General features: G+C 68.1%; 17 protein-coding genes. All 17 read right to left on the bottom strand.

Features of this window, described 5'->3' with window-relative positions; genetic code table 11:
• Positions 1 to 116 precede the first annotated feature (116 nt).
• The 17 genes from gspN to JQX13_RS30950 all read right to left on the bottom strand — a co-directional run bounded on the left by gspN (position 117) and on the right by JQX13_RS30950 (position 18,446).
• On the bottom strand, positions 117 to 1,112 hold the full coding sequence (gspN, locus tag JQX13_RS30870; RefSeq protein ID WP_203403064.1) for a type II secretion system protein GspN: 996 nt from the start codon (positions 1,110 to 1,112) through the stop codon (positions 117 to 119).
• A 2-nt stretch (positions 1,113 to 1,114) separates the two neighbouring features.
• Positions 1,115 to 1,672, bottom strand: coding sequence for a type II secretion system protein GspM (gspM, locus tag JQX13_RS30875; RefSeq protein ID WP_203403065.1), 558 nt, complete (start codon positions 1,670 to 1,672; stop codon positions 1,115 to 1,117).
• Positions 1,673 to 1,675: 3 nt separating this feature from the next.
• The gene (locus JQX13_RS30880) at positions 1,676 to 3,274 is read right to left on the bottom strand and encodes a type II secretion system protein GspL (protein WP_203403066.1); all 1,599 of its coding nucleotides are present in this window, start codon (positions 3,272 to 3,274) and stop codon (positions 1,676 to 1,678) included.
• 3 nt (positions 3,275 to 3,277) lie between these two features.
• A complete protein-coding gene (locus tag JQX13_RS30885) occupies positions 3,278 to 4,621 on the bottom strand; it encodes a general secretion pathway protein GspK (RefSeq protein WP_203412279.1) in 1,344 nt (447 codons plus the stop codon).
• Between the two features lie 2 nt (positions 4,622 to 4,623).
• Positions 4,624 to 5,298 carry a type II secretion system protein GspJ gene (locus JQX13_RS30890; RefSeq protein ID WP_203403067.1) on the bottom strand — a complete coding sequence of 225 codons (675 nt, stop codon included), beginning with the start codon at positions 5,296 to 5,298 and terminating at the stop codon, positions 4,624 to 4,626.
• Entirely contained in the window at positions 5,295 to 6,137 is an 843-nt protein-coding gene (locus JQX13_RS30895) for a prepilin-type N-terminal cleavage/methylation domain-containing protein (RefSeq protein WP_203403068.1), read from the bottom strand. Before JQX13_RS30895 ends, JQX13_RS30890 begins: the two co-directional genes overlap by 4 nt.
• Positions 6,134 to 6,853 (bottom strand): pilus assembly FimT family protein, encoded by a 720-nt coding sequence (locus JQX13_RS30900; RefSeq protein ID WP_203403069.1) that lies wholly within the window; start codon positions 6,851 to 6,853, stop codon positions 6,134 to 6,136. The genes JQX13_RS30895 and JQX13_RS30900 overlap by 4 nt, the downstream gene beginning before the upstream one ends.
• A complete protein-coding gene (locus JQX13_RS30905) occupies positions 6,850 to 7,332 on the bottom strand; it encodes a type II secretion system protein GspG (RefSeq protein ID WP_203403070.1) in 483 nt (160 codons plus the stop codon). The genes JQX13_RS30900 and JQX13_RS30905 overlap by 4 nt, the downstream gene beginning before the upstream one ends.
• Positions 7,333 to 7,372: 40 nt before the next feature.
• Positions 7,373 to 7,786, bottom strand: coding sequence for a type II secretion system major pseudopilin GspG (gene gspG / locus JQX13_RS30910; protein WP_203403071.1), 414 nt, complete (start codon positions 7,784 to 7,786; stop codon positions 7,373 to 7,375).
• Positions 7,787 to 7,825: 39 nt separating this feature from the next.
• Positions 7,826 to 8,014 (bottom strand): hypothetical protein, encoded by a 189-nt coding sequence (locus tag JQX13_RS30915; protein ID WP_203403072.1) that lies wholly within the window; start codon positions 8,012 to 8,014, stop codon positions 7,826 to 7,828.
• 13 nt (positions 8,015 to 8,027) lie between these two features.
• On the bottom strand, positions 8,028 to 9,284 hold the full coding sequence (gene gspF, locus JQX13_RS30920; RefSeq protein WP_203403073.1) for a type II secretion system inner membrane protein GspF: 1,257 nt from the start codon (positions 9,282 to 9,284) through the stop codon (positions 8,028 to 8,030).
• A gap of 66 nt (positions 9,285 to 9,350) precedes the next feature.
• The gene (gene gspE / locus JQX13_RS30925) at positions 9,351 to 11,147 is read right to left on the bottom strand and encodes a type II secretion system ATPase GspE (protein ID WP_239013953.1); all 1,797 of its coding nucleotides are present in this window, start codon (positions 11,145 to 11,147) and stop codon (positions 9,351 to 9,353) included.
• Between the two features lie 3 nt (positions 11,148 to 11,150).
• Complete coding sequence (gene gspD / locus JQX13_RS30930; protein WP_203403074.1) at positions 11,151 to 13,703, bottom strand: type II secretion system secretin GspD; 2,553 nt, start codon at positions 13,701 to 13,703, stop codon at positions 11,151 to 11,153.
• Positions 13,704 to 13,728: 25 nt separating this feature from the next.
• Positions 13,729 to 14,640: a type II secretion system protein GspC gene (gene gspC / locus JQX13_RS30935; RefSeq protein ID WP_203403075.1), complete on the bottom strand. Its 912-nt coding sequence runs from the start codon at positions 14,638 to 14,640 to the stop codon at positions 13,729 to 13,731.
• 192 nt (positions 14,641 to 14,832) lie between these two features.
• Positions 14,833 to 16,242, bottom strand: a complete 1,410-nt coding sequence (locus JQX13_RS30940) for a sigma-54-dependent transcriptional regulator (RefSeq protein ID WP_203403076.1) — start codon at positions 16,240 to 16,242, stop codon at positions 14,833 to 14,835.
• A 22-nt stretch (positions 16,243 to 16,264) separates the two neighbouring features.
• Complete coding sequence (locus JQX13_RS30945) at positions 16,265 to 17,251, bottom strand: ParB/RepB/Spo0J family partition protein (protein ID WP_203403077.1); 987 nt, start codon at positions 17,249 to 17,251, stop codon at positions 16,265 to 16,267.
• 58 nt (positions 17,252 to 17,309) lie between these two features.
• Positions 17,310 to 18,446, bottom strand: a complete 1,137-nt coding sequence (locus JQX13_RS30950; protein ID WP_239013954.1) for a methanobactin export MATE transporter MbnM — start codon at positions 18,444 to 18,446, stop codon at positions 17,310 to 17,312.
• Positions 18,447 to 18,454: the final 8 nt, after the last annotated feature.

Genomic DNA, 18,454 nt, shown 5'->3' on the forward strand with positions numbered 1-18,454 from the left:
CCCGGAGAGTAGCGTTCCCAGGGGGAGGGGGGCTGATGCTCCCTCTCCCGAAGGGAGAGGGGAAGGTGCCGCGAGTCAGTCTCGGAGGCCCCTTTCGTGGTCCTGGCTGGAGGGGATCAACGCAACTGCGGTTGCTGCTGCTGCTGGCGGGCGGGGCCGAAGTTGGGGCGGTTGAAGAAGCCGCCCAGGTGCGCCACGCGGAACTTCGGGTCGGTCTTGTCCGCGGGCAGGATGGACAGGCCCGCGCCCAGCAGGCCCAGCCGCTTCACGAACTCCGGCTCGGCGCGCAGCTTGAAGTCCATGTCCGGCTGGCTCACGTCCAGCCGCTGACCCAACTTCACGGTGCCCGAGCCCTGGACCTCCAGGTCCTCGCTCTTGGCCTGCAACGCCTCCACGGTGCCCAGCCCCTTCTCGATCTTGATGCGCGCGTCGATGTCACCCAGCGCGATCCTCGGCAGGTCCATTGGCGTGGGCTGGCCGTACATGGGCACGGTGATGTTGCCGCCCTGGATGAGCAGCCCCTTCGTGTCCAGCGAGAGCTGGCCGTTGGCCTGGCTCAGGTCGGGCTGGCCGCGGGTCTTCGGGAGGGTGAGGTCGAGCGAGCCGTTCAGCTTGCCCGCCAGGTCCATTCCGCTGAAGCCCTTGAGGTTGCCCGCGGAGGGATCCAGGTCCGACAGCTTCACCGCCACCTTCACATCGCCCAGCCCGCCGACGTTGCCGCTGAGCGAACCGTTCATCAGGTTCGCGTGGAAGGCCAGGCCCGGGGGCAGCAGCGAGGGACGCACCGCCACCGAGTCGATGTTGAGCGGCTCTCCCATTTCCTCGGGGCCGGGGAGCATGCCCGTGTTGCTGGCCAGCATGCCGTGCAGCTCGGGCGTCATCCCGTTGGGCACCTTGCTGAGGCGCACGTTGGTGGCCGTCAGCCCGCGCAGCCCCGGCCGCAGCGAGCCGATGCGCAGCGCGTACCCCGCGTCCGCCGCCGCGTCCACGGCGCGCCGCCGCAGCGTGTCGTACGGGAAGGTGAGGAACAGGCACAACACGAAGGCCACGAGCGAGAACGCACCGTAGCCAACGACGAGCTTCCAGCGGGCGATCTTGGTTTCCGCGGCCATGGTCATTGCTTCATCTTGTAGGTGGAGACGGTCGTCCACGCCGTCAGGGTTTCCGTGGCGTCGCGCGGCTCGAGGCGCAGGCTCTTCACCTTCACCACGCCCGGTCCGCTCTCCACCATGGTCAGGAAGTCATGCAGCTTGCGCAGGTCCACGTCGGTGAACGTCAGCTCCACCGAGCTCTCGACGATCTGCCCGTCGCCGATGCCCACGTCGTTCTTGGGCGTCATGTTGGGCACGGTCAGCCCCGCCTGGGTGGCCTTCTCCTCGACGTAGCTCATCAGCCTCACGTCGCTGCCGGTGAGCTGCTGCTCCACCATCTGCCGCTGCTGGGCGGCCTCGCGGTAGCTGGCCGCCAGCGCCTGCACCTCGCGCAGCTTCGCCAGCTTCTGGTCCGTGCGCTTGCGGTAGTTGCTCGCGCTGTTGGAGAAGGAGAAGAGGATGACGAAGAGCACGAAGGCCAGCACCGCGCCTCCGGTCCCCAGCACCATCTGGCGCTCGCGGGTGGTCAGCCGGTCGAACCAGGCTCGCGCGTCGTTGAGGAGTCCTCGAAGCTTTTCCATGTCCTAGCCCTCCCCGCCTTGCGGCTGCTCGGGGCACTGCACCTGTATGTCCAGGCGGAACGAGACCTTGTTGCCATCCCGCGTCTTCTCCACCTTGCCCTCCTTCACTTCCTTGAAGCAGCGGTGGCCCTTGATCGCCGAGGCGATGGTGTCGATCTGCTTGGAGCTGTCCGTGAGGCCTCGCACGCTGATGCGCTCAAGGTCGATGTCGATACGGTCGAACGTCACCGGAACGTCCGCCGGCACCCGCTGCGTCATCTCCGCCAGCAGGTTGACGGCCGACAGCTTCGGCAGCGCCGCGGCCGGGCTCTCCACGCCCTTGAGGCGGTTGAGCGCGATGTCGTAGTTCTTCTCGCACGAGCCGAGGATGCGCTGGGTGACGTCGCACAGCACGGCGTCCACCTGGGCTTCGCGGCGCGCCAGCACGGAGTTGCGCACCACGCCGCTGGCGATCAGCAGCAGGAGGAGGGTGGCGGCGAACGAGGCCAGCAACCCCACCTTGTCCTTCACGTAGTCGTAGTCACCCTTGAAGGCGAACTCGCCCCGGCGCAGGTTGAAGCGCGGCGCCTTGGCGCCCGAGGCCTGGCCGCGCAGCGCGAGCGAATACGCCTGCATCGCCAGCGGCTGCTCCGAGGCGGACACCGCGCCGGAGGACTCCGGCGGCAGCGCCAGCACGCGCGCGGGAACCCCGAGGTCCTTGCTCAGCTGCTCGGCGATGCCCGGCATGCGCGCGGTGCCACCGCACAGCAGCACGGCGCCCACCTGCCGGCGGGTCCGCGCGGTGAAGGCCTTGAAGGACGGACGCAGCTCGCGCAGCACCGGCTGCAGGCCGCGCACGAAGGCCGCCGCGGCGCGCTCCCCATCCGGCCCCTGGGCCTGGGCCTCGCTCGCCAGCGCTCCGTGCGCCTCCTTCCAGTGGTGCGCTTCCGGCAGTGGCGTCTGGAACTCGGTGGCCAGCGCGCGGCTGAGGCCCAGTCCACCACCGGAGAAGGTACGCGCGAACTCCACGCCCATCCCCGGGCGGCCAATGGCCACCGTCGTGCGCTCGTGGCCGATGTCCACGATGGCCACCGCCTCCGCGTCCAGGCCCGCGAAGAGGCCAGGCTGCTGCATCAGCAGGTTCTGGTAGGTGATGCCCGGGTGCGTCACCACGCGCGGGTCCACTCCCGCCTCGTTCAGCATCTCGAGCAGCGTGGTCAGCTCCTCGCGGCGCACCACGCCCACCAGCAGCTCGCTGCCCTTGTCCTTCACCTGCGTGGCCACCTGGTAGTCGAAGACGGCGTCGCCCAGGTCGAAGGGAATCTGGCTCTCCACCTCGAAGGGGATGGTGGCCTCGATGCGCTTGGGATCGGTGAAGGGCAGGGCGAGCTGGTGCGTGGCCAGCGACGGGCCGGGCAGCGCCACCACCACCTGATCGGCGTGCTGCAGCTCCGGGCGCGCCAGCAGCTCGCGCAGCGCCGCGCGCAGCGTCTCCTGACGGTCACCCTCGGGGGCGCGGCGCACCTCGGCCCAACCCTTCACGGCCGAGTTTCGCGTGGTTGCATCGAGCAGCAACCCCTTCACGGAGTGGCTGCCCAGGTCCAGACCAAGAATCCGGGCCATTCGTTATTCCTCTCTCCAATACAGGAGCTTGCCCAGCGCGTCGTCGAGCCGGACCACGGCGGTGATCGTCTTCTGGACCGATCCCGCCTCTCCCACGGACTTGATGGTGAAGGTGGTGCTCTTGTCGCCCAGCAGCCGGTTGCCGGCCACGTTCGCCTTGAGCTGGGGGTTGACGGCGATGCCCGCGCTCTCGATGGTGCTCACGAAGTCCGCCACGCTCGTGCCGAAGAAGCTGAAGGCCCGCGCCGCGCGGATGCGGGTGATGAGCTCCTGCACGAAGACAGGGTCATTCAACCGCGGGTCCGGGCGCGCCGGGTCCGCCGCCGACCGGATGGCCATGTACATCATCATCGGATCATCCGTGTTGACGTTGGGCTTGGAGTTGATGTCCGGGTACACGGTGAGCCGGTCCCGGAAGGCGGCCATGAAGCGGTCGTTCACCCCGTGCACCCGGTACAGCTCGTCCAGGCTGTCGAAGCGGGCGTTCTTCGGCTCGTAGCGCGGCTCGTAGCGGCTGTAGGGCGAGCCCTCGTCGGCGAAGCCGCCCGCGAACGGGCCCACCGCGCTGGTGAGGTTGAGCTGGGACTGCATCTTGTCCTCGTCCACCCAATCCTTGATGGCGATGATGACGTCCCGCGGGTTGACGCGCACGCGGTTGGCGTCCTCGCGCGAGAACAGGAACTCGAAGCGCTTGTCCTCGAGCAGGTCTATCAGCCGCAGCACGGTGGGCAGCGCATCACCGCTGCCGGCATTGAGGCGGTGCAGGTTGAGCTTCTCCTCCTCGTCGGAGATGGTGGCGAGGAAGCAGCCGGAGAAGCTGCCAAAGGAGCGCTTCGCGGGGGCCAGGGACAGCTCGGTCGACACCTCGTCGTCGTCCTCATGGAGCACGGGAGCGGCCGAGGCATCATCCTCCTCGCCATCCGCCCCGCCGGACGGCACCAGGCCCTTGAGCATATGGCAGTCCACACGCGCCAGCTTCCACAGCTGGATGTTGAGCGAGGAGGCCGGCTGCTGGCCGCCAGGCGCCGCACCGCCTCCGGTGAGCCCCTTGAGGAGATCCCCGATATTGGGGATGGGCGTCTGGTCCACCTGCTTCTGGAAGCGCAGCAGCAGCCGCGAGAGCGCCACGCCGGAGCGGGCCATGTACATGGCCTGCACCTCGTCGCGCTGGTTGGCCGCCAGCTGCAGGTCCACGCGGGTGTTGTAGGCGAACTCCGTCGCCACCACGGTGAGGATCGTGATCGCCACCACCGCGATGATGAGCGCCACGCCACGCTGGCGGCGGTTTCCCCGGGCATCGCGGCGGGCGCCTGCCCGCCGGGCCTCTCTGTGCTTGGGGCTCGTCATCATCAGTACCTGGGAAGCTCCGTGTTCAGCATCACACGGGTCTGGGTGGTGTAGCTCACTTCCTTGCCGTTCTCGTCGAGCGTCACCAGGGTGATCCGAACACGCGTGGGGAGCTTGGACTTCAGCTCGGTCCGGCGGGTGTCCCACTCGTCCTCCCACTCCTTGCGCTCGGAGTCCCAGTAGGCGAACTCCAGCCGCTTCACTCCCTCGAAGAGGACATCCGTGGTTCCACCACGGTCCATCCGGCCTTCAACATTCGGATTCACGCGGCGCATCAGATCCATGCGACCGTTGGCCCCTCGTTCCGAGGACGACTGGACGGAATACTCCACGATCGCCTGGTCGGACTCCTTGGCGTCCGTGTACAGCCGCTGATGGGCGAAGGTGGTGAAGGTGAGCTGGTCCTGCTCACCGATGAAGTTGGTGGGCCGGTCGTTCTGATCGCGGTAGCGCTGGCCGTCGTAGCGGTCGCTCACGTACGCCGAGCCGATCTCCCGGGCCATGCGGTTCATGGCCGCGCGCAGCATGCGGTAGTGATCGGCCTCTTCCTCCACCACTTCCTTGGCGTGGAAGCCCGTCTGGAAGGCCATGCCCACCATCGCGCCCATGAGGGCGGTGATGGCCACGGCGATCATGATCTCCATCAGCGTGAAGCCACGACGCACCTGACGCTTCATCGGCTCAACCTCCCCCCACCCGGCAATCCTCCGCCCGGTACCATGCCGCCCGCGCCACCCCCGCGCTGCTGGAGCCAGTCCGAGCGCCGCATCAGCGGCTGGCCCGTCTGCGGGTGCATCATCTGGCCGTTGGGGCCGGGTACGGCGCCCTGCACGATGAAACCGGTGGCGGGGTCCACCCACTGGTTGGAGACGTCACTGCTGTCACCGGGAGTGGACGAGAAGCCGCCGTTGCGATCCGAGCCGGGGCCCAGCGATACCACGTGGGTGACCAGGTCCAGGCTCTCCACCTGCGTGCCCTCCCGCCAATAGACGGTCAGGTGCACCTCGCGGACGGTCTGGGTGATCTGCTGCACCATCTGCGTGAACATGGGCTGGGCCATGCCCATCATGGCGCCCGCCATGGGGCTGGCGGTGGTCTGGGAAGGGCCGCTCTTGTCGTCGTTGCCCCCGCCCGCGCCGAACATGGAGGCGATGCCACTGAGGTCTCCGCCCTCGCCGATGGGCAGGTTGAAGATGGCGCCGACGAGCTGCTCGGGCGACACTCCATCCGTCTGCGGGGCGATGATCTTCGCCCGCCACTTGAAGTTGTCCCAACCCTCCTGGGAGAAGTCGCCGGACTCCTCGTCATCGTCGTTGGAGAAGCCCTCGTCGTAGAGCTTCTGCTCCAGGTCCGTCATCTTCGAGCGGGCCAGGAGCGTGGCCACGGTGAGCTTCTTGGCGTAGGCGTGGTTGGCCACCGCGCCGGAGTTGATGTCGAAGATGGCCATGAGCGCCAGCGCCAGGATGGCGAGCGCCACCACCGTCTCCAACAGGGTGAAGCCACGGGTGCGTCTCATGATTTGGGCACCTCCAGGGCCTCGCCCACGATGGAGACCTTACCGGTCAGCGGTGACACCACGAGCGTCCAGACGTTCTCTCCCTGGCGCACGTAGACCTGGGCCTTCTCCGTGAAGCCCTGGGGGAAGAAGTAGAGGAAGGCCACGCCCTGTTCGGCGGGCTCGCGCTGGTGGCGCGTCCACACGGAGACGGAGACGTCCTGGGGCAGCTCGCGCGGCCGGAGCTCCTCGGCGGTGAATTCGGAGAAGCGCGCGGCCTCCTCCACGCGGTTCTCCTCCTGGGCGAGGAGCTCGTCCAGACCGGGCATGTCGTCGTCGCCGCGGGTGAAGTTGCGGCGCGAGTCGCTCCGCCCCGCGTTGCGCTTGTCGTCCTCGCGCGCGCGGCTCTCCTCGCGCAGCATGTCGTCGCGGTTGCGCGCGGTGGTGATGTTCGCCGCGGCGCACTCGGCGCGGTAGCGCGTGGTGCCTTCCTCGGCCTTGGGATCGGGCAGCTCGAAGACGAGCCGGCACGTCTTCCCGCTGAGCGCGGCGGTGTCGTACAGCGAGCGGATGACGCCGGCCAGCTCGCTGGCGGAGGCCTTGGCCTTGGCGCCGGTGATGGCGCCAATGGAGACGGTGACGGCGGCGAACAGCACCGCGGCGATGCCGAGCGCGATGGACACCTCGATGAGGGTCAGTCCGCGCTCCCGGGCCCTGCGCTGGGCGAGGGTGCTCATGGTTGCTCTCCCCTGGCCGCCTCCTGCTGCTCGGGCGTCCCCACGATGGCGTTGTTCAGCACGCCGCCGCTGATGAGGTCCGCGTCCTCTCCGCTCCCGCCGGGCAGGCCATCCGCGCCGTAGGACATGATGTAGCCCTTCCCGTTGTCGGACATCCGGTACTGGTAGGCGCGTCCCCAGGGATCGTTCGGGACCTCCTTCAGCAGCCCCACCTGGAGCAGCGGATAGAAGTTCTCCGCCTGGGAGGGGAAGCGCCCCGTGATGCGGTGGTAGGACTTGAAGTAGCCCTCCAGTCCGCGGATCTCCGCGCGCGCCTGGCGCTGAAGGGGACTGAGCGTCCTGTCGAACGTGAGGCTGGCGATGCCGAAAGCCCCCGCGGTGGCCAGGACGATGACGATGCCGACGAGGAGCCGCCCCACGCGGGACGGGCGCGCCGTCTCTTCGGTCTGCTGCTGCGTGGGTGCGTGCTCGAGGGTCATGGTCGTTCCTGCCCGACGCGGGGTCCGGTTCGCTTCCTTGCTACTTCTGGGCCGCGGTGTCGCGCGAGGAGATGTCCGCGTCCGGACCCTCGCCGCCCTGCGTGCCGTCGGCGCCGTAGGAGATGAGGACGGGCTTGCCACCCTCGTTCATGTACACGTACTCGTGGCCCCACGGGTCCACGGGGAGCTTCTCCAGGTTCTGCGTCTCCACGAGGGCGCGCAGGCCGGTGCCCGTGTCGGGGTACTTGCCCTTCTTCGTGTAGTAGAGCTTCAGCGCGTTGTGGATGTTGGCGATGTCCAGCCGGGCCGTGTCCTGCTTGGCCTCGTCGAGCTTCGGAATCACCGCCACGCCCACGGCGGCCATGATGAGACCGAGGATCGTGATGACGACCATGATCTCGATGAGGGTCATGCCGCGGCGGCGGCGCTGCTGCTTCGTCTTCTTGTCGCTCATGTCGTTCCTCTCGTGACTTTTCGGCAAGCCACCGGGTGTCTAACGGGTCGTTCCTGTCAAAATGTCCTGGCCCTGGAAGTCCTGGCTCTGGGACGTACCGCCGGCCGCCGTGCCGGCCTTGGAGTCGGAGGCGTACAGGGTCACCCCCACGGTGAGCAGCGTCGCCACGAGGGCGAGCAGCGCCGCGAGGGTGACGCGCTGGATCCACCGGTCGAGCGTGTCGTTCATCGGGAAGCCTCCGTCACCGGATGGCCGAGTTCACCTGCAGAATCGGCATCAGGACCGAGAACGCCACGAATGCAATGATCACGCCCATGAACACGGTGAGGATGGGCTCGAGCATGGAGGTGAGGGCGCCGATGCGCACGTTCACCTGGTTCTCGTAGCTGTCCGCCACGGAGAGGAGCATGTCCTCGAGCTGGCCGGAGCGCTCACCGATGGAGACCATGTGGTAGACGAGCGGGGGGAACTCCCCCGAGCGCTTGAGGGGCGCGGCGATGCTCTCGCCCTCCCGGACGGCGTCGCGGGCCTTCTCCACCACGTCGGAGAGCACCGAGTTGGTCACCACCGCCTTGGTGATGTCCATGGCGGTGAGCAGCGGCACGCCGCTCTTGAGGAGCGTGGCGAGCGTGCGGGCGAAGCGGGAGATGGCCAGCAGGCGCAGGAGGCCGCCGAAGATGGGAGCCTTGAGGGCCCAGCGGTCCCACACGGGCTTGCCCTTGGGGCTGCGGAAGTAGGACGTCAGGGCGAAGACCGTCCCCACCACCACCGGGAAGATGATGAACCACCAGTCCTGCAGGAAGGTGCTCACCCAGATGAGGATGCGGGTGGTGATGGGCAGGGTGGCCTTCATCGTGGTGAAGATCTTCGTGACCTTCGGGATGACGACCACCATCAGCATCGTGAGGATGCCCACGCCCACCACCACCATGATGGCGGGGTAGGTCATCGTGCCGATGACCTTCTGCTGCAGCTTGGACTGGCTCTCGGTGAAGTCCGCCAGCCGCATCAGCACGGTATCGAGCGCGCCCGAGTGCTCGCCGGCGCGAATCATGTTCACGTAGAGCGAGCCGAAGACCTTCTGGTGCACCGCGAGCGCGTCACCCAGGGACGAGCCCTCGTTCACCCGGCCCTTCACGTCCGAGAGGATGATCTTCAGCCGCTCCTTCTCGACCTGGTCCACCAGCGCGGTGAGCGACTCCACCAGCGTCACGCCCGCGCCCAGCAGCGTGGCGAGCTGGCGCGTGGTGATGGCGATGTCGTCCGTGGTGATGCGGCCGCGGGTCAGCTTGGAGAAGTTCACCTCGCGGTCGGCCTGGGCCGCGTTGGCGCCCTTGCGCACACCGGCCCGGCCGCCCTCGGCCTGGCCGATGACTTCCGTCAGGAACTTGCCGTCCTTGCGCAGCTGCGAGCGCAAGGTCTTCGGCGAGTCGGCTTCCAGCATCCCGCGGATGGGTTTTCCGGCCTGATCAAGGGCCTTGTACTCGAAGACTGGCATGGTGGGTCGCGCAGTAGAACCGCGCCCCGGGCCACTCCCTTCCGGGAGCGGTGGGGCGCGGCTTCTTTAGAGGTCTTCCTGGGTGATGCTGAGGACTTCGGCGATGGTGGTTTCGCCCAGGGCGATCTTGCGCGCGCCGTCGTCCAGCAGCGTGCGCATGCCATTGTTCATGGCGGCCTTCTTGATGGTGGACGAGTCGACGTTCTTCAGGGCGAGCTGGCGCACGGTGTCATCCACCAGCAGCAGCTCGTAGATACCGGTACGGCCGCGGTAGCCGTTCTGGTTGCACGAGGGGCAGCCGGTGGCCTTGTAGATCTTCTCCAGCCCGTAGCGCTCCTTGAGCAGCGCGCGGGTGAGGCCGATCTCCTTGAGCTCCTCGTCGGTGGGCGTGTACTGCACCCGGCAGTCGGGGCACACGCGGCGCACCAGACGCTGGGCGAGGATGGCCGTGAGCGAGGAGGCCACGAGGAAGGGCTCCACGCCCATGTCCACCAGACGGGTGACGGCGCTGGCCGCGTCGTTGGTGTGGACCGTGGAGAACACCAGGTGGCCCGTCAGCGACGCCTGGATGGCGATTTCCGCCGTCTCCTTGTCGCGGATTTCGCCGACCATGATGACGTCCGGGTCCTGACGGAGGAAGGAGCGCAGGCCCTGGGCGAAGGTGAGACCGATCTTCGGGTTGATGGCCATCTGGCCAATGCCCTTGAGCTGGTACTCGACCGGGTCCTCGACGGTGAGGATGTTGAGGTCCGGGGTGTTGATCTTCGAGAGCGCGCCGTAGAGCGTGGTCGTCTTGCCGCTACCGGTGGGGCCCGTCACCAGCACGATGCCGTGCGGGCGGCGGATGACGTGCTCCATGCCCTCCAGCGTGTGGGCGGCCATGCCCAGCTCGGTCAGATCCAACAGCGTGGTGTTCTTGTCGAGCAAGCGCATGACGATGCGCTCGCCATACGTGGTGGGGATGGTGGACAGACGGATGTCGATGTCGCGGCCGGCCAGCTTGATGCGGATGCGGCCGTCCTGCGGCAGGCGCTTCTCCGCGATGTTCAGCTGCCCCATGACCTTGATGCGGCTGACGATGGCGCTCTGGTAGCGCTTGGGCGGCTTGATGATCTCCTGCAGCACGCCGTCCACGCGGAAGCGCACCATGAGCTCGCGCTCCATGGGCTCGATGTGGATATCGCTGGCGCGCTCCTTGGCGGCGCGGAAGAGCACGGAGTTGACGAGCCGGATGATGGGGGCCTCGTCACCCTCCGCGTCGATGAGGTCCTTGACCTCGTCGATCTCCTGGGCGATCGAGTCCAGGTCCTGCGCCTCCAGCTCGTCCACGAGCTGCTCGGCCTCGTTGGTGGCCCGGTCATAGACGCTGTTGATGGCGTCCACGATGGTGGAGGCGAGCGCGATGCGCGGGTTGACGTCCCGGCCCAGCAGCATCCGGGCGTGGTCCATCACGGTGGTGTCCAGCGGATCCGCCACGGCCAGGGCCACGGCATCCCCCTCCACGGAGAGGGGAAGGATGCGGGCCTGCTTGGCGAAGTTGATGGGCACCCGCTTGATGAGCTCGGCGTCGATCTCCTCGAGGAAGATGCGCGCCAGGTAGGGCAGATCGAGCTGGAGGCCGAGCGCCTTGGCCACGTCCTCCTCGCCGATGACCTTCAGGCCCACCAGGATTTCGCCCAGCCGGCCGCCCTTCTCCGACTGGAGCTGGAGCGCCTCCTGGAGCTTCTCCTCGGTGAGACCGCTCGTGTGTCGGAGGATCTCCCCCAGCGGCCGGCCGCACAGGAAGGCGGGGCCGTGGGAGACGACCTGGGTGGCGGCGTCGACCGCGGGCTTGGCGAGTGGGGCATCAGCGAGCAGGCTCATGGTCTATCTCTCGTCCCCGGTGTCTGGCTGGATACGCAACTGCTCCTGGTCCTCGGGAGGAGGCTCAGGCGGAGGCTGCACGGGGACCGGCTCCTCCGACGGCACTGGAGCCAATGAACCCTCCTGCGCCGGCGGGACTTCCCCGCCCCGTGGGGCGGACTGCGAGGGAGCGGGGGAGGGGCTGGCCGGCCGCATGATGCGCTCGCCCGGAACGCCGGGGCCGCCGTTCTCCAACTTCAGCTCCTCGGTCTGTACCACCCGGCGCATGCGGCTCAGCGGCCCGCTCTTGCGGGTGAAGTCCACCGGCACGTCGTAGCCGGGCACCTGGCCGTAGAACTGCTCCACGAACTGCTGCCGCTCGGCCATCTTGCGCTCGAAGATGCGCCGGAAGTCCGACTGCTCGCGGATGATGTAGGGCGTCAGGAAGAGCAGCAGGTTCGTCTTCGTCTTGCGGCGGGTGGTGTCCCGGAAGAGGTGACCGAGCAGGGGCACGTCACCCAGGATGGGCACCTTGGAGACGGACTCGATGGTGCGATCCTGCATGATGCCGCCGATGACCACCGTCTCCTGATCCTTCGCCACCACCGTCGTCTTGGCGCTGCGCTTGGAGGTGGTGGGGCCGAGCACGGGGTCCGACGAGGCGATCTCCTCGGTCTGCTCGGTGATGGTGAGGCGGATGAAGTCGCTCTCGTTGATCTGCGGCTTGACGGTGAGCTTGAGCTCCACGTTCTGGCGGGTGATGGGCGCGTAGAGGCTGCCCAGGCCACCCAGGGCGCCGAGCAGTGAGCCGGTGCCGGTGCCTGTGCCGCCCGTGACGCCGCCCAGGCTGGAGCCCAGCGAGGAGGGCGTGAAACCCGACTGGAAGGGCACGTTCTGGCCCACGGTGATCTCCGCCTCCTCGTTGTCGCTGGTGAGGATGTGCGGGGTGGAGAGCACGTTGGCGTCCGAGCTCTGCTGGAGCGCCTGCAGCACCACGCCGAAGGCGGGAACGTCGATGCCCAGGCTCTTCAGCTCGGGGATGACGGGGCCCTGGAGGCCGGCGAGGAAGCCACCCATGCCCGCCAGGCTGGTCAGCGAGATGGAGGGCGGCACGCCGCTGCCACCGTGGTTGGTTCCGATGATGCCCGAGCCCTGACCCGCCGGCGTGCTCAGCGCGTAGCCGCTGTGGAGGTTCAAACCGAACTCGCTGTTTCGGTCCAGGTTGACCTCCATGATGACGGCCTCGACGAACACCTGGCGCCGCGGCTTGTCCAGCTCGCGGATGACGCGGACGAGGCTGCGGTAGTCGCTCTGGCTGGCGATGATGACGAGCGAGTTGGTGCCCTTGTCCGCGGAGATCTTCACCTCGCCGGCGAAGAGCTCGGCGGAACCGGTGGTCCCGCCGGGGCGGGCCGCGCCGGGAGGCGGAATGGGCGTGCGCGGCCGGCCGCCCGTGGAGGTCCCCTGCGACAGCGTCTGCAGCGTGCTGGCGATCTCCTCCGCGTTGGCGTTCTCCAGCGGGTAGACGTTGATGCGCTCGGTGCCGGCGGTGGGGATGTCGAGCTCGCGCACCAGGCTCTGGATGCGCTCGAAGGCGGCGGGGCTGGCCACGACGATGAGCTTGTTGGTGCGCTCGTCGGGGATCATCTGCGAGAAGGTGACCGGTCCGCCGGGACCGCCGTCGGCGCCGCCCCCGACCATGGGCATGGTCTCGCCCATGCTGCCACCGGGCGGCGTCACCACGGCGGGGGCGGGGGCGCCGCGAGGCGTCCGGCCACCCGGAGCGGTGGGGCCACCCTTCTGCTCGAAGAGCTTCTGCACCGTGGCGGCCACGTCCGCGGCGGTGGCGTACTGCACCTGGATGATGCGCACCTCGTCACTGGCCGAGCGCGAGTCGAGCTGATTGATCAGACGCTCCAGGCGGTGCACGTTGGAGCCCACGTCGTTGATGATGATGATGTCCGGCGGGTACGGGATGGTGTCGCCGTCCTTGGACACCAGCTGCTGCAGCACGCCGCGGAGGGGCTCCACCTCCACGTTCTTGATGCGGAACAGCTTGGTGATCATCTGCTCGTTGGCGGTGTAGGGCGTGTCCTCGCCATCCACGTACGTGGGGATGGTGTTCTGCTTGGCGGCGCGCTTGTCGACGATCTTCAGGAAGCGCCCGTGCTGGTAGACGGCCAGGCCGTTGGCGTCGAGCGCCGCGAGGAAGGCGGCGTAGAACTGATCCGCGTTCACCTCCACGCGCCCGTTCTCCGGGCCGATGATGGAGATCTTCCCGCGCACGTTCTCCGGGAGGATGAACGTCTTGCAGGTCGCGTCCGACACGGTCTGCACCAGCTTCTCGATGTCCACCTTGTCGAAGTAGATGCCGTAACGGGCGCGGCGGCGGACTTCCTCACACGTGGGCGTGGGCCGCACGCTGGCGCCACCCGCCTCGGGGCCATTGGTGGACGGGGAGATCTGCCGCTCGGCGGGAGTGCCCGCGGGTGCGGGTGGGCCGGGGCGGCGCTGCGCCAGGGCGGGCGCGGCGATCGCCAGGCAGAGCAGGAGCAACCAGGACTGAAGCGTCTTCATGGAGGGACGGGGTACAGCGGGTGGGTTAGCGGATGGTGTAGTTCTTGCGGATGCTCGAGCCGTTGCGCTCCAACTCGATTTCGATCCGCGAGGCTTCCTTCAGCTTGGTGTAGACCTCGAGGGCCTTCTCCGGGCTGTTGAGTTCGAAGCCGTTGATGCGCTTGATGACGTCGCCGTTCTGGACGCCGATCTTCGAGTAGATGGAGTCCGGGCGGATGGAGAAGAGCTTGAAGCCCTGGGCCTGGCCGTCCTTGAAGGCCGGCACGATGCGCGCCTGCATGGCCACGTCGTTGAGGTTGGCCAGCGTGCGGTCGATCTCCGAGCGCGGAACCTCGTAGTCGTTCTCGCTGACGGCGCGGATGCCGTTGCCCAGGGTGTTGGGCGCGCGGACGGGCGGGCCGTTGGGCACCGGCGGCGGGGGGGTATAGGAGGCCACGGCGCCGTCACCGGGGTGCCCGTCGATGAACTCCTTGCGGGAGTTGTTGAGGACGATGACGCGCTCGCGCTCGATGTCGATGACCTCGGCGTCCTGGATGCGGTCGCCCACCATGTATGTGGTGGAGCGCTGGTTGTTCATGTCCTGCACCGAGGCCACGGACCACATCTTGTCGCTGGCCACCAGGGTGCCGAGCAGTTTCACCCGCAGGCTGCTCTTCACGGGCGCGGCATTGGGATCCACGACGGGGGCGGTGGGCTCGGCCACGACGGGATCGGGCTCGGGGAGGGTGATGCCCGTCAGATCCGACAGGCGCTTGAGATCCAACGAGGCCAGCGCCTCCACGGGCTTTGCCTTCTGCCGTGCCGACACCTCCCCCGAGGGCATGGGAGTGAGGGCGGACTCGACGAACAGGTTCACCGTGCGCGCCGCCAGCAGGGCCACGAGCAGGATGAACACCAGGTTCACGGTCCAGAAGTACTTGCGGAAGAAGAGTTCCATCACGCGTCCAGAGAGGGCCTGCTCGGGATTGAGCAAGCGGGGTGCCACCCGTTGGGGGGGGCTGGCAGCCCGAGCCTTACAGCCAAGTACCCGGAATCATTCCGGAATAAGCCAGACCGCTGGGGGCAGCAGCGGTCGGCGTGACGGCGTGGGACAAAATGTCAGCGGCCCGGCGGATGGACTGACGCGCTGTCACTCGGACAGGGGGGACGAGGGGCCGTCTCCACCGCCCGAGGATTCGGAGGCCTCGCGCTCGAGCTTGCGGTAGATGGTGCGCGCCGCGATGCCCAGCAGGCGGGCGGCGAGGGTCTTGTCCCCCTTGGTGTGGCGCAGGGTCTCGTGGATCACCCGGCGCTCCACCTCTTCCATGGGGGTGCCGATGGGGATGACGAGTTGTCCGGCCGAGCCCTGGGGGCCCTTGCGCACCGTTTCGGGGAGGTCGGTGACCTCCAGCATGTCGCTCCTGGCGAGCACCACGGCGCGCTCCACGGCATGCTCGAGCTCACGCACGTTGCCCGGCCAGGCGTAATTCTCCAGGACGGTGAGGGCCTCGGGGGAGAAGCCGCGCAGCACCTTGCCATTCTTGGAGGCGAAGCGGCGCAGGAAGGCGTCGGCCAGCAGGGGGATGTCCTCGCGGCGCGAGGCGAGCGCGGGGATGCGCACCTCCACCACGTTGAGGCGGTAATAGAGGTCCTCGCGGAAGCGGCCCTCGGCCACCTCGCGCTGGAGATCCTTGTTGGTGGCGGCGACGATGCGGACGTCCACCTTGACCGTCTGGGTGCCACCCAGGCGCTCGAGCTCGCCCTCCTGGAGCACGCGCAGGAGCTTCACCTGCGCGGACAGGGGCATCTCACCCACCTCGTCCAGGAAGAGGGTGCCGCCGGTGGCGCGCTCGAAGCGGCCCTCGCGGCGGGCCACCGCGCCGGTGAAAGCGCCGCGCTCCACGCCGAAGAGCTCCGCCTCGAGGATGCTCTCGGGGAGGGCGCCACAGTTGATGGCGACGAAGGGACCCTTCACCCGGGTGGACTGCTCGTGCAGGGCGCGGGCGGCCAGCTCCTTGCCGGTGCCGGACTCGCCGAGCAGCAGCACCGTGGCCGTGGAGGGAGCGGCCTGGCGGATGGTGTCCATCATCGCCCGGAAGGCGGGGGACTGGCCGACCATGGTGCGCCCGCCGGTGCTGCCCATCTCCGCCAGCTTCGCCTTCAGGACGCGGTTCTCCGCGGCGAGCTCGTGCCGCTCCAGCGCCTTCTGCACCGACTTCACCAGCGAGTGCCGCTTGAGGGGCTTGGTGATGAAGTCGTAGGCGCCGTCCTTCATGGCGGCCACGGCCGTCTCCACCGTGCCGTAGGCCGTCATCAGCACCACCTCCACGTCCGGGCGGATGGTGCGCGAGGCCTTGAGCAGCTCCTGCCCGTCCATGCCGGGCATCATCAGATCCGTCACCATCACGCTCACCTCGGGCCGGCGCAGCAGCTCCAGCGCCTCGGTGCCGTTGCTGGCGGTGAGGGTCTCCAGGCCCTCGCGCTGGAAGATGCGCGCGACCGAGTCGAGGTTGGCCCGGTCGTCATCGACGACCAGGACGGTGGTGGGTGGTGTCGTCATGGCGCTGGCTGCCTTGCAATCCCTATTCCGAGTCCTCGGCCAGGAGGGGGCCACTCATCCGGCCCAGGTCCTCGCGGTTGACCTTGTCCAGGTTGAACCGCCGGGCGCTGGAGATCATCCGGGACACGGTGGGATCGAACTCGACGGGGCCCTCCTTCTTGAAGCGCAGGAAGTTGATGCGGGCCACGACGAAGTTCTTGAGGTAGGGGCTCTGCAGCCCACGGCCCTTGAGGGCATCCACCACGGTGGCCACGGCGTCGTCCAGCTCCAGCAGCTTGTCGGCGCGGGCCTCGCGGACCTGGAGGGCGTCGGCCAGGGGCAGCTGGAGGAAGGACTCCGCCCGCTTGATGAAGGGGTGGTAGGCGCCCCCGGAGAAGCGCGGCCGTTTCTCGTAGGCGGCCCCGAGCGTGAGGAAGGCGGGCTCCTCGAAGAGGTGGGCGAAGTCGGACTCGCGTCCGGCGCGTGCGCCGGTGAGGCCCCGGTGCATGCGGATGACCTCGAGCGAGCGCTCCTTCAGGTTGTGGGCCTTCTCCGTGTTGAGCGCGAGGATTTGATAGGCCACGTCCTCCTCGGGCAGCACCAGGGCCATGATGGACTTGCCGCCCAGGAGCTTCGAGGCCTGGAGCCGGTGGTTGCCGTTGGGCGTCCAGTACCGGCCCTCCTTGCGGATGGCGATGATGGGATCCAGGAAGCGGTCCAGCCGCTCCATGGCCGAGGCCAGCCGCTTCACGTGGGGCTCGGACACGTCGCGCTGGTAGGGGGTGGGCTCGACCTTGTCGATGGGCAGCACGGCGAACACCACCGGGTGTGCGCCGAGCGGATCCCGGTACACGCTCAGCACCTGGCCGCCGTCCTCCTGGATGCCCTGCACCAATTCGGTGGGAGGAGCAGCGGCCTCGCTCGCCACCTCGGCGGCACTGAGTCCCTTGGAGGCGGGCTCGGCCTTCTTGCGGCGGGGCCGGCGCGTCGTGGTGGTGGCTGCCTTCTTGCGCGGTGACTTCGCTGCCATGGGCTCCCCCTTGTCGCGGAAGGGGGACCCTATGCGATCAGCCCGGTCCGTTGCAGGACTACTCTTCGAAGGGGTTGCTGAACTTCGGATCGTTCACGAAGTCCATGTCGGTGAAGCTCTCCAGGAAGGCGATGAGGTCGGCGCGCTCCCCGGCGCTCAGCTCGAAGGGGCGCACGAACTCGTTCTTCAGGGGGTTCGCCCGGCCATCCCCCATGTGGGGCCCGCTCGTCACGTCGCGCCCTCCGGCCATGTAGAAGTCCAGCACCTCCTCCAGGGTGGCGATGCTGCCGTCGTGCATGTAGGGCGCCGTCAGGGCCACGTTGTTCAGGGGGGGCACCCGGAAACGCCCCATGTCCTTCGCGAGGCCGGTGAACTCGTAGAGGCCGGTGTTGTCCCCCGGGTAGCCGCCCAGCCCGTCCACGTTGTAGAGGCCCGTGTTCTGGAACTCCCACTCGGGCAGCTTCGTGTCCTTCGAGCGGAAGGAGTTCGTCATGTGCGGCCCGCTGTGGCAGTGGTAGCACTCGGCGCGCTCGCCGAAGAACAGCTCCATGCCCCGTTTGGCGGAGGCGGACAGGGCGTTGACGTCGCCCTGGAGGTAGCGGTCATAGGGCGAGTTGCTCGACAGCAGCGTGCGCTGGAAGGACGCGAGCGCCTTCACGACGTTGTCCTGGGTGATGGGCTGTTCCTCGTCCGGGAAGGCCTCGCGGAACAGGGTGGGGTAGCGCGCGTCCTCCCGCAGCCGTTGCAGCACCTCCTCCAGGTGCATGCCCATGCCGAGCTCCAGCGGTATCTCCCCGAGGAGCGGCACCAGCGCCTGCTTCTCCAGCGTGTCGAGCACGGGATTGGCCCAGGTGTACGTGGCGAGGTAGGCCACGTTGGCCAGGCCGGGCGAGTTGCGTGCGACGCGGTGCCCCGTGGCGCCGGTGGGCGTCGCCTTGCCGTCGCTGAAGGCCCGCTTCTGCTCGTGGCAGCTCGCGCAGGACATGGTGTCGTTGATGGACAGCCGCGTGTCGTAGAAGAGGAAACGGCCCAACTTCACCTTCTCCTCGGACATGGGGTTGTCCTCGGGGACGAAGGGCTCCGGGAAACCCGGCGGCAGCTGCCACGCATAGGGCTTCTTCTCCTCGCCACACGCGGAGAGGAGCAGCACCGACAGCACAGCGGTGCTCCACGACAACAGGGTTCTTGTCCACACGTGGAGAC

Source organism: Archangium violaceum (assembly GCF_016859125.1).
GTDB lineage: Bacteria > Myxococcota > Myxococcia > Myxococcales > Myxococcaceae > Archangium > Archangium violaceum_A.

Coding starts and splice junctions, on each gene's coding strand:
- gspN (WP_203403064.1), bottom strand. CDS start 1,112: ATGGCCGCGGAAACCAAGATCGCCCGCTGGAAGCTCGTCGTTGGCTAC.
- gspM (WP_203403065.1), bottom strand. CDS start 1,672: ATGGAAAAGCTTCGAGGACTCCTCAACGACGCGCGAGCCTGGTTCGAC.
- JQX13_RS30880 (WP_203403066.1), bottom strand. CDS start 3,274: ATGGCCCGGATTCTTGGTCTGGACCTGGGCAGCCACTCCGTGAAGGGG.
- JQX13_RS30885 (WP_203412279.1), bottom strand. CDS start 4,621: ATGACGAGCCCCAAGCACAGAGAGGCCCGGCGGGCAGGCGCCCGCCGC.
- JQX13_RS30890 (WP_203403067.1), bottom strand. CDS start 5,298: ATGAAGCGTCAGGTGCGTCGTGGCTTCACGCTGATGGAGATCATGATC.
- JQX13_RS30895 (WP_203403068.1), bottom strand. CDS start 6,137: ATGAGACGCACCCGTGGCTTCACCCTGTTGGAGACGGTGGTGGCGCTC.
- JQX13_RS30900 (WP_203403069.1), bottom strand. CDS start 6,853: ATGAGCACCCTCGCCCAGCGCAGGGCCCGGGAGCGCGGACTGACCCTC.
- JQX13_RS30905 (WP_203403070.1), bottom strand. CDS start 7,332: ATGACCCTCGAGCACGCACCCACGCAGCAGCAGACCGAAGAGACGGCG.
- gspG (WP_203403071.1), bottom strand. CDS start 7,786: ATGAGCGACAAGAAGACGAAGCAGCAGCGCCGCCGCCGCGGCATGACC.
- JQX13_RS30915 (WP_203403072.1), bottom strand. CDS start 8,014: ATGAACGACACGCTCGACCGGTGGATCCAGCGCGTCACCCTCGCGGCG.
- gspF (WP_203403073.1), bottom strand. CDS start 9,284: ATGCCAGTCTTCGAGTACAAGGCCCTTGATCAGGCCGGAAAACCCATC.
- gspE (WP_239013953.1), bottom strand. CDS start 11,147: ATGAGCCTGCTCGCTGATGCCCCACTCGCCAAGCCCGCGGTCGACGCC.
- gspD (WP_203403074.1), bottom strand. CDS start 13,703: ATGAAGACGCTTCAGTCCTGGTTGCTCCTGCTCTGCCTGGCGATCGCC.
- gspC (WP_203403075.1), bottom strand. CDS start 14,640: ATGGAACTCTTCTTCCGCAAGTACTTCTGGACCGTGAACCTGGTGTTC.
- JQX13_RS30940 (WP_203403076.1), bottom strand. CDS start 16,242: ATGACGACACCACCCACCACCGTCCTGGTCGTCGATGACGACCGGGCC.
- JQX13_RS30945 (WP_203403077.1), bottom strand. CDS start 17,251: ATGGCAGCGAAGTCACCGCGCAAGAAGGCAGCCACCACCACGACGCGC.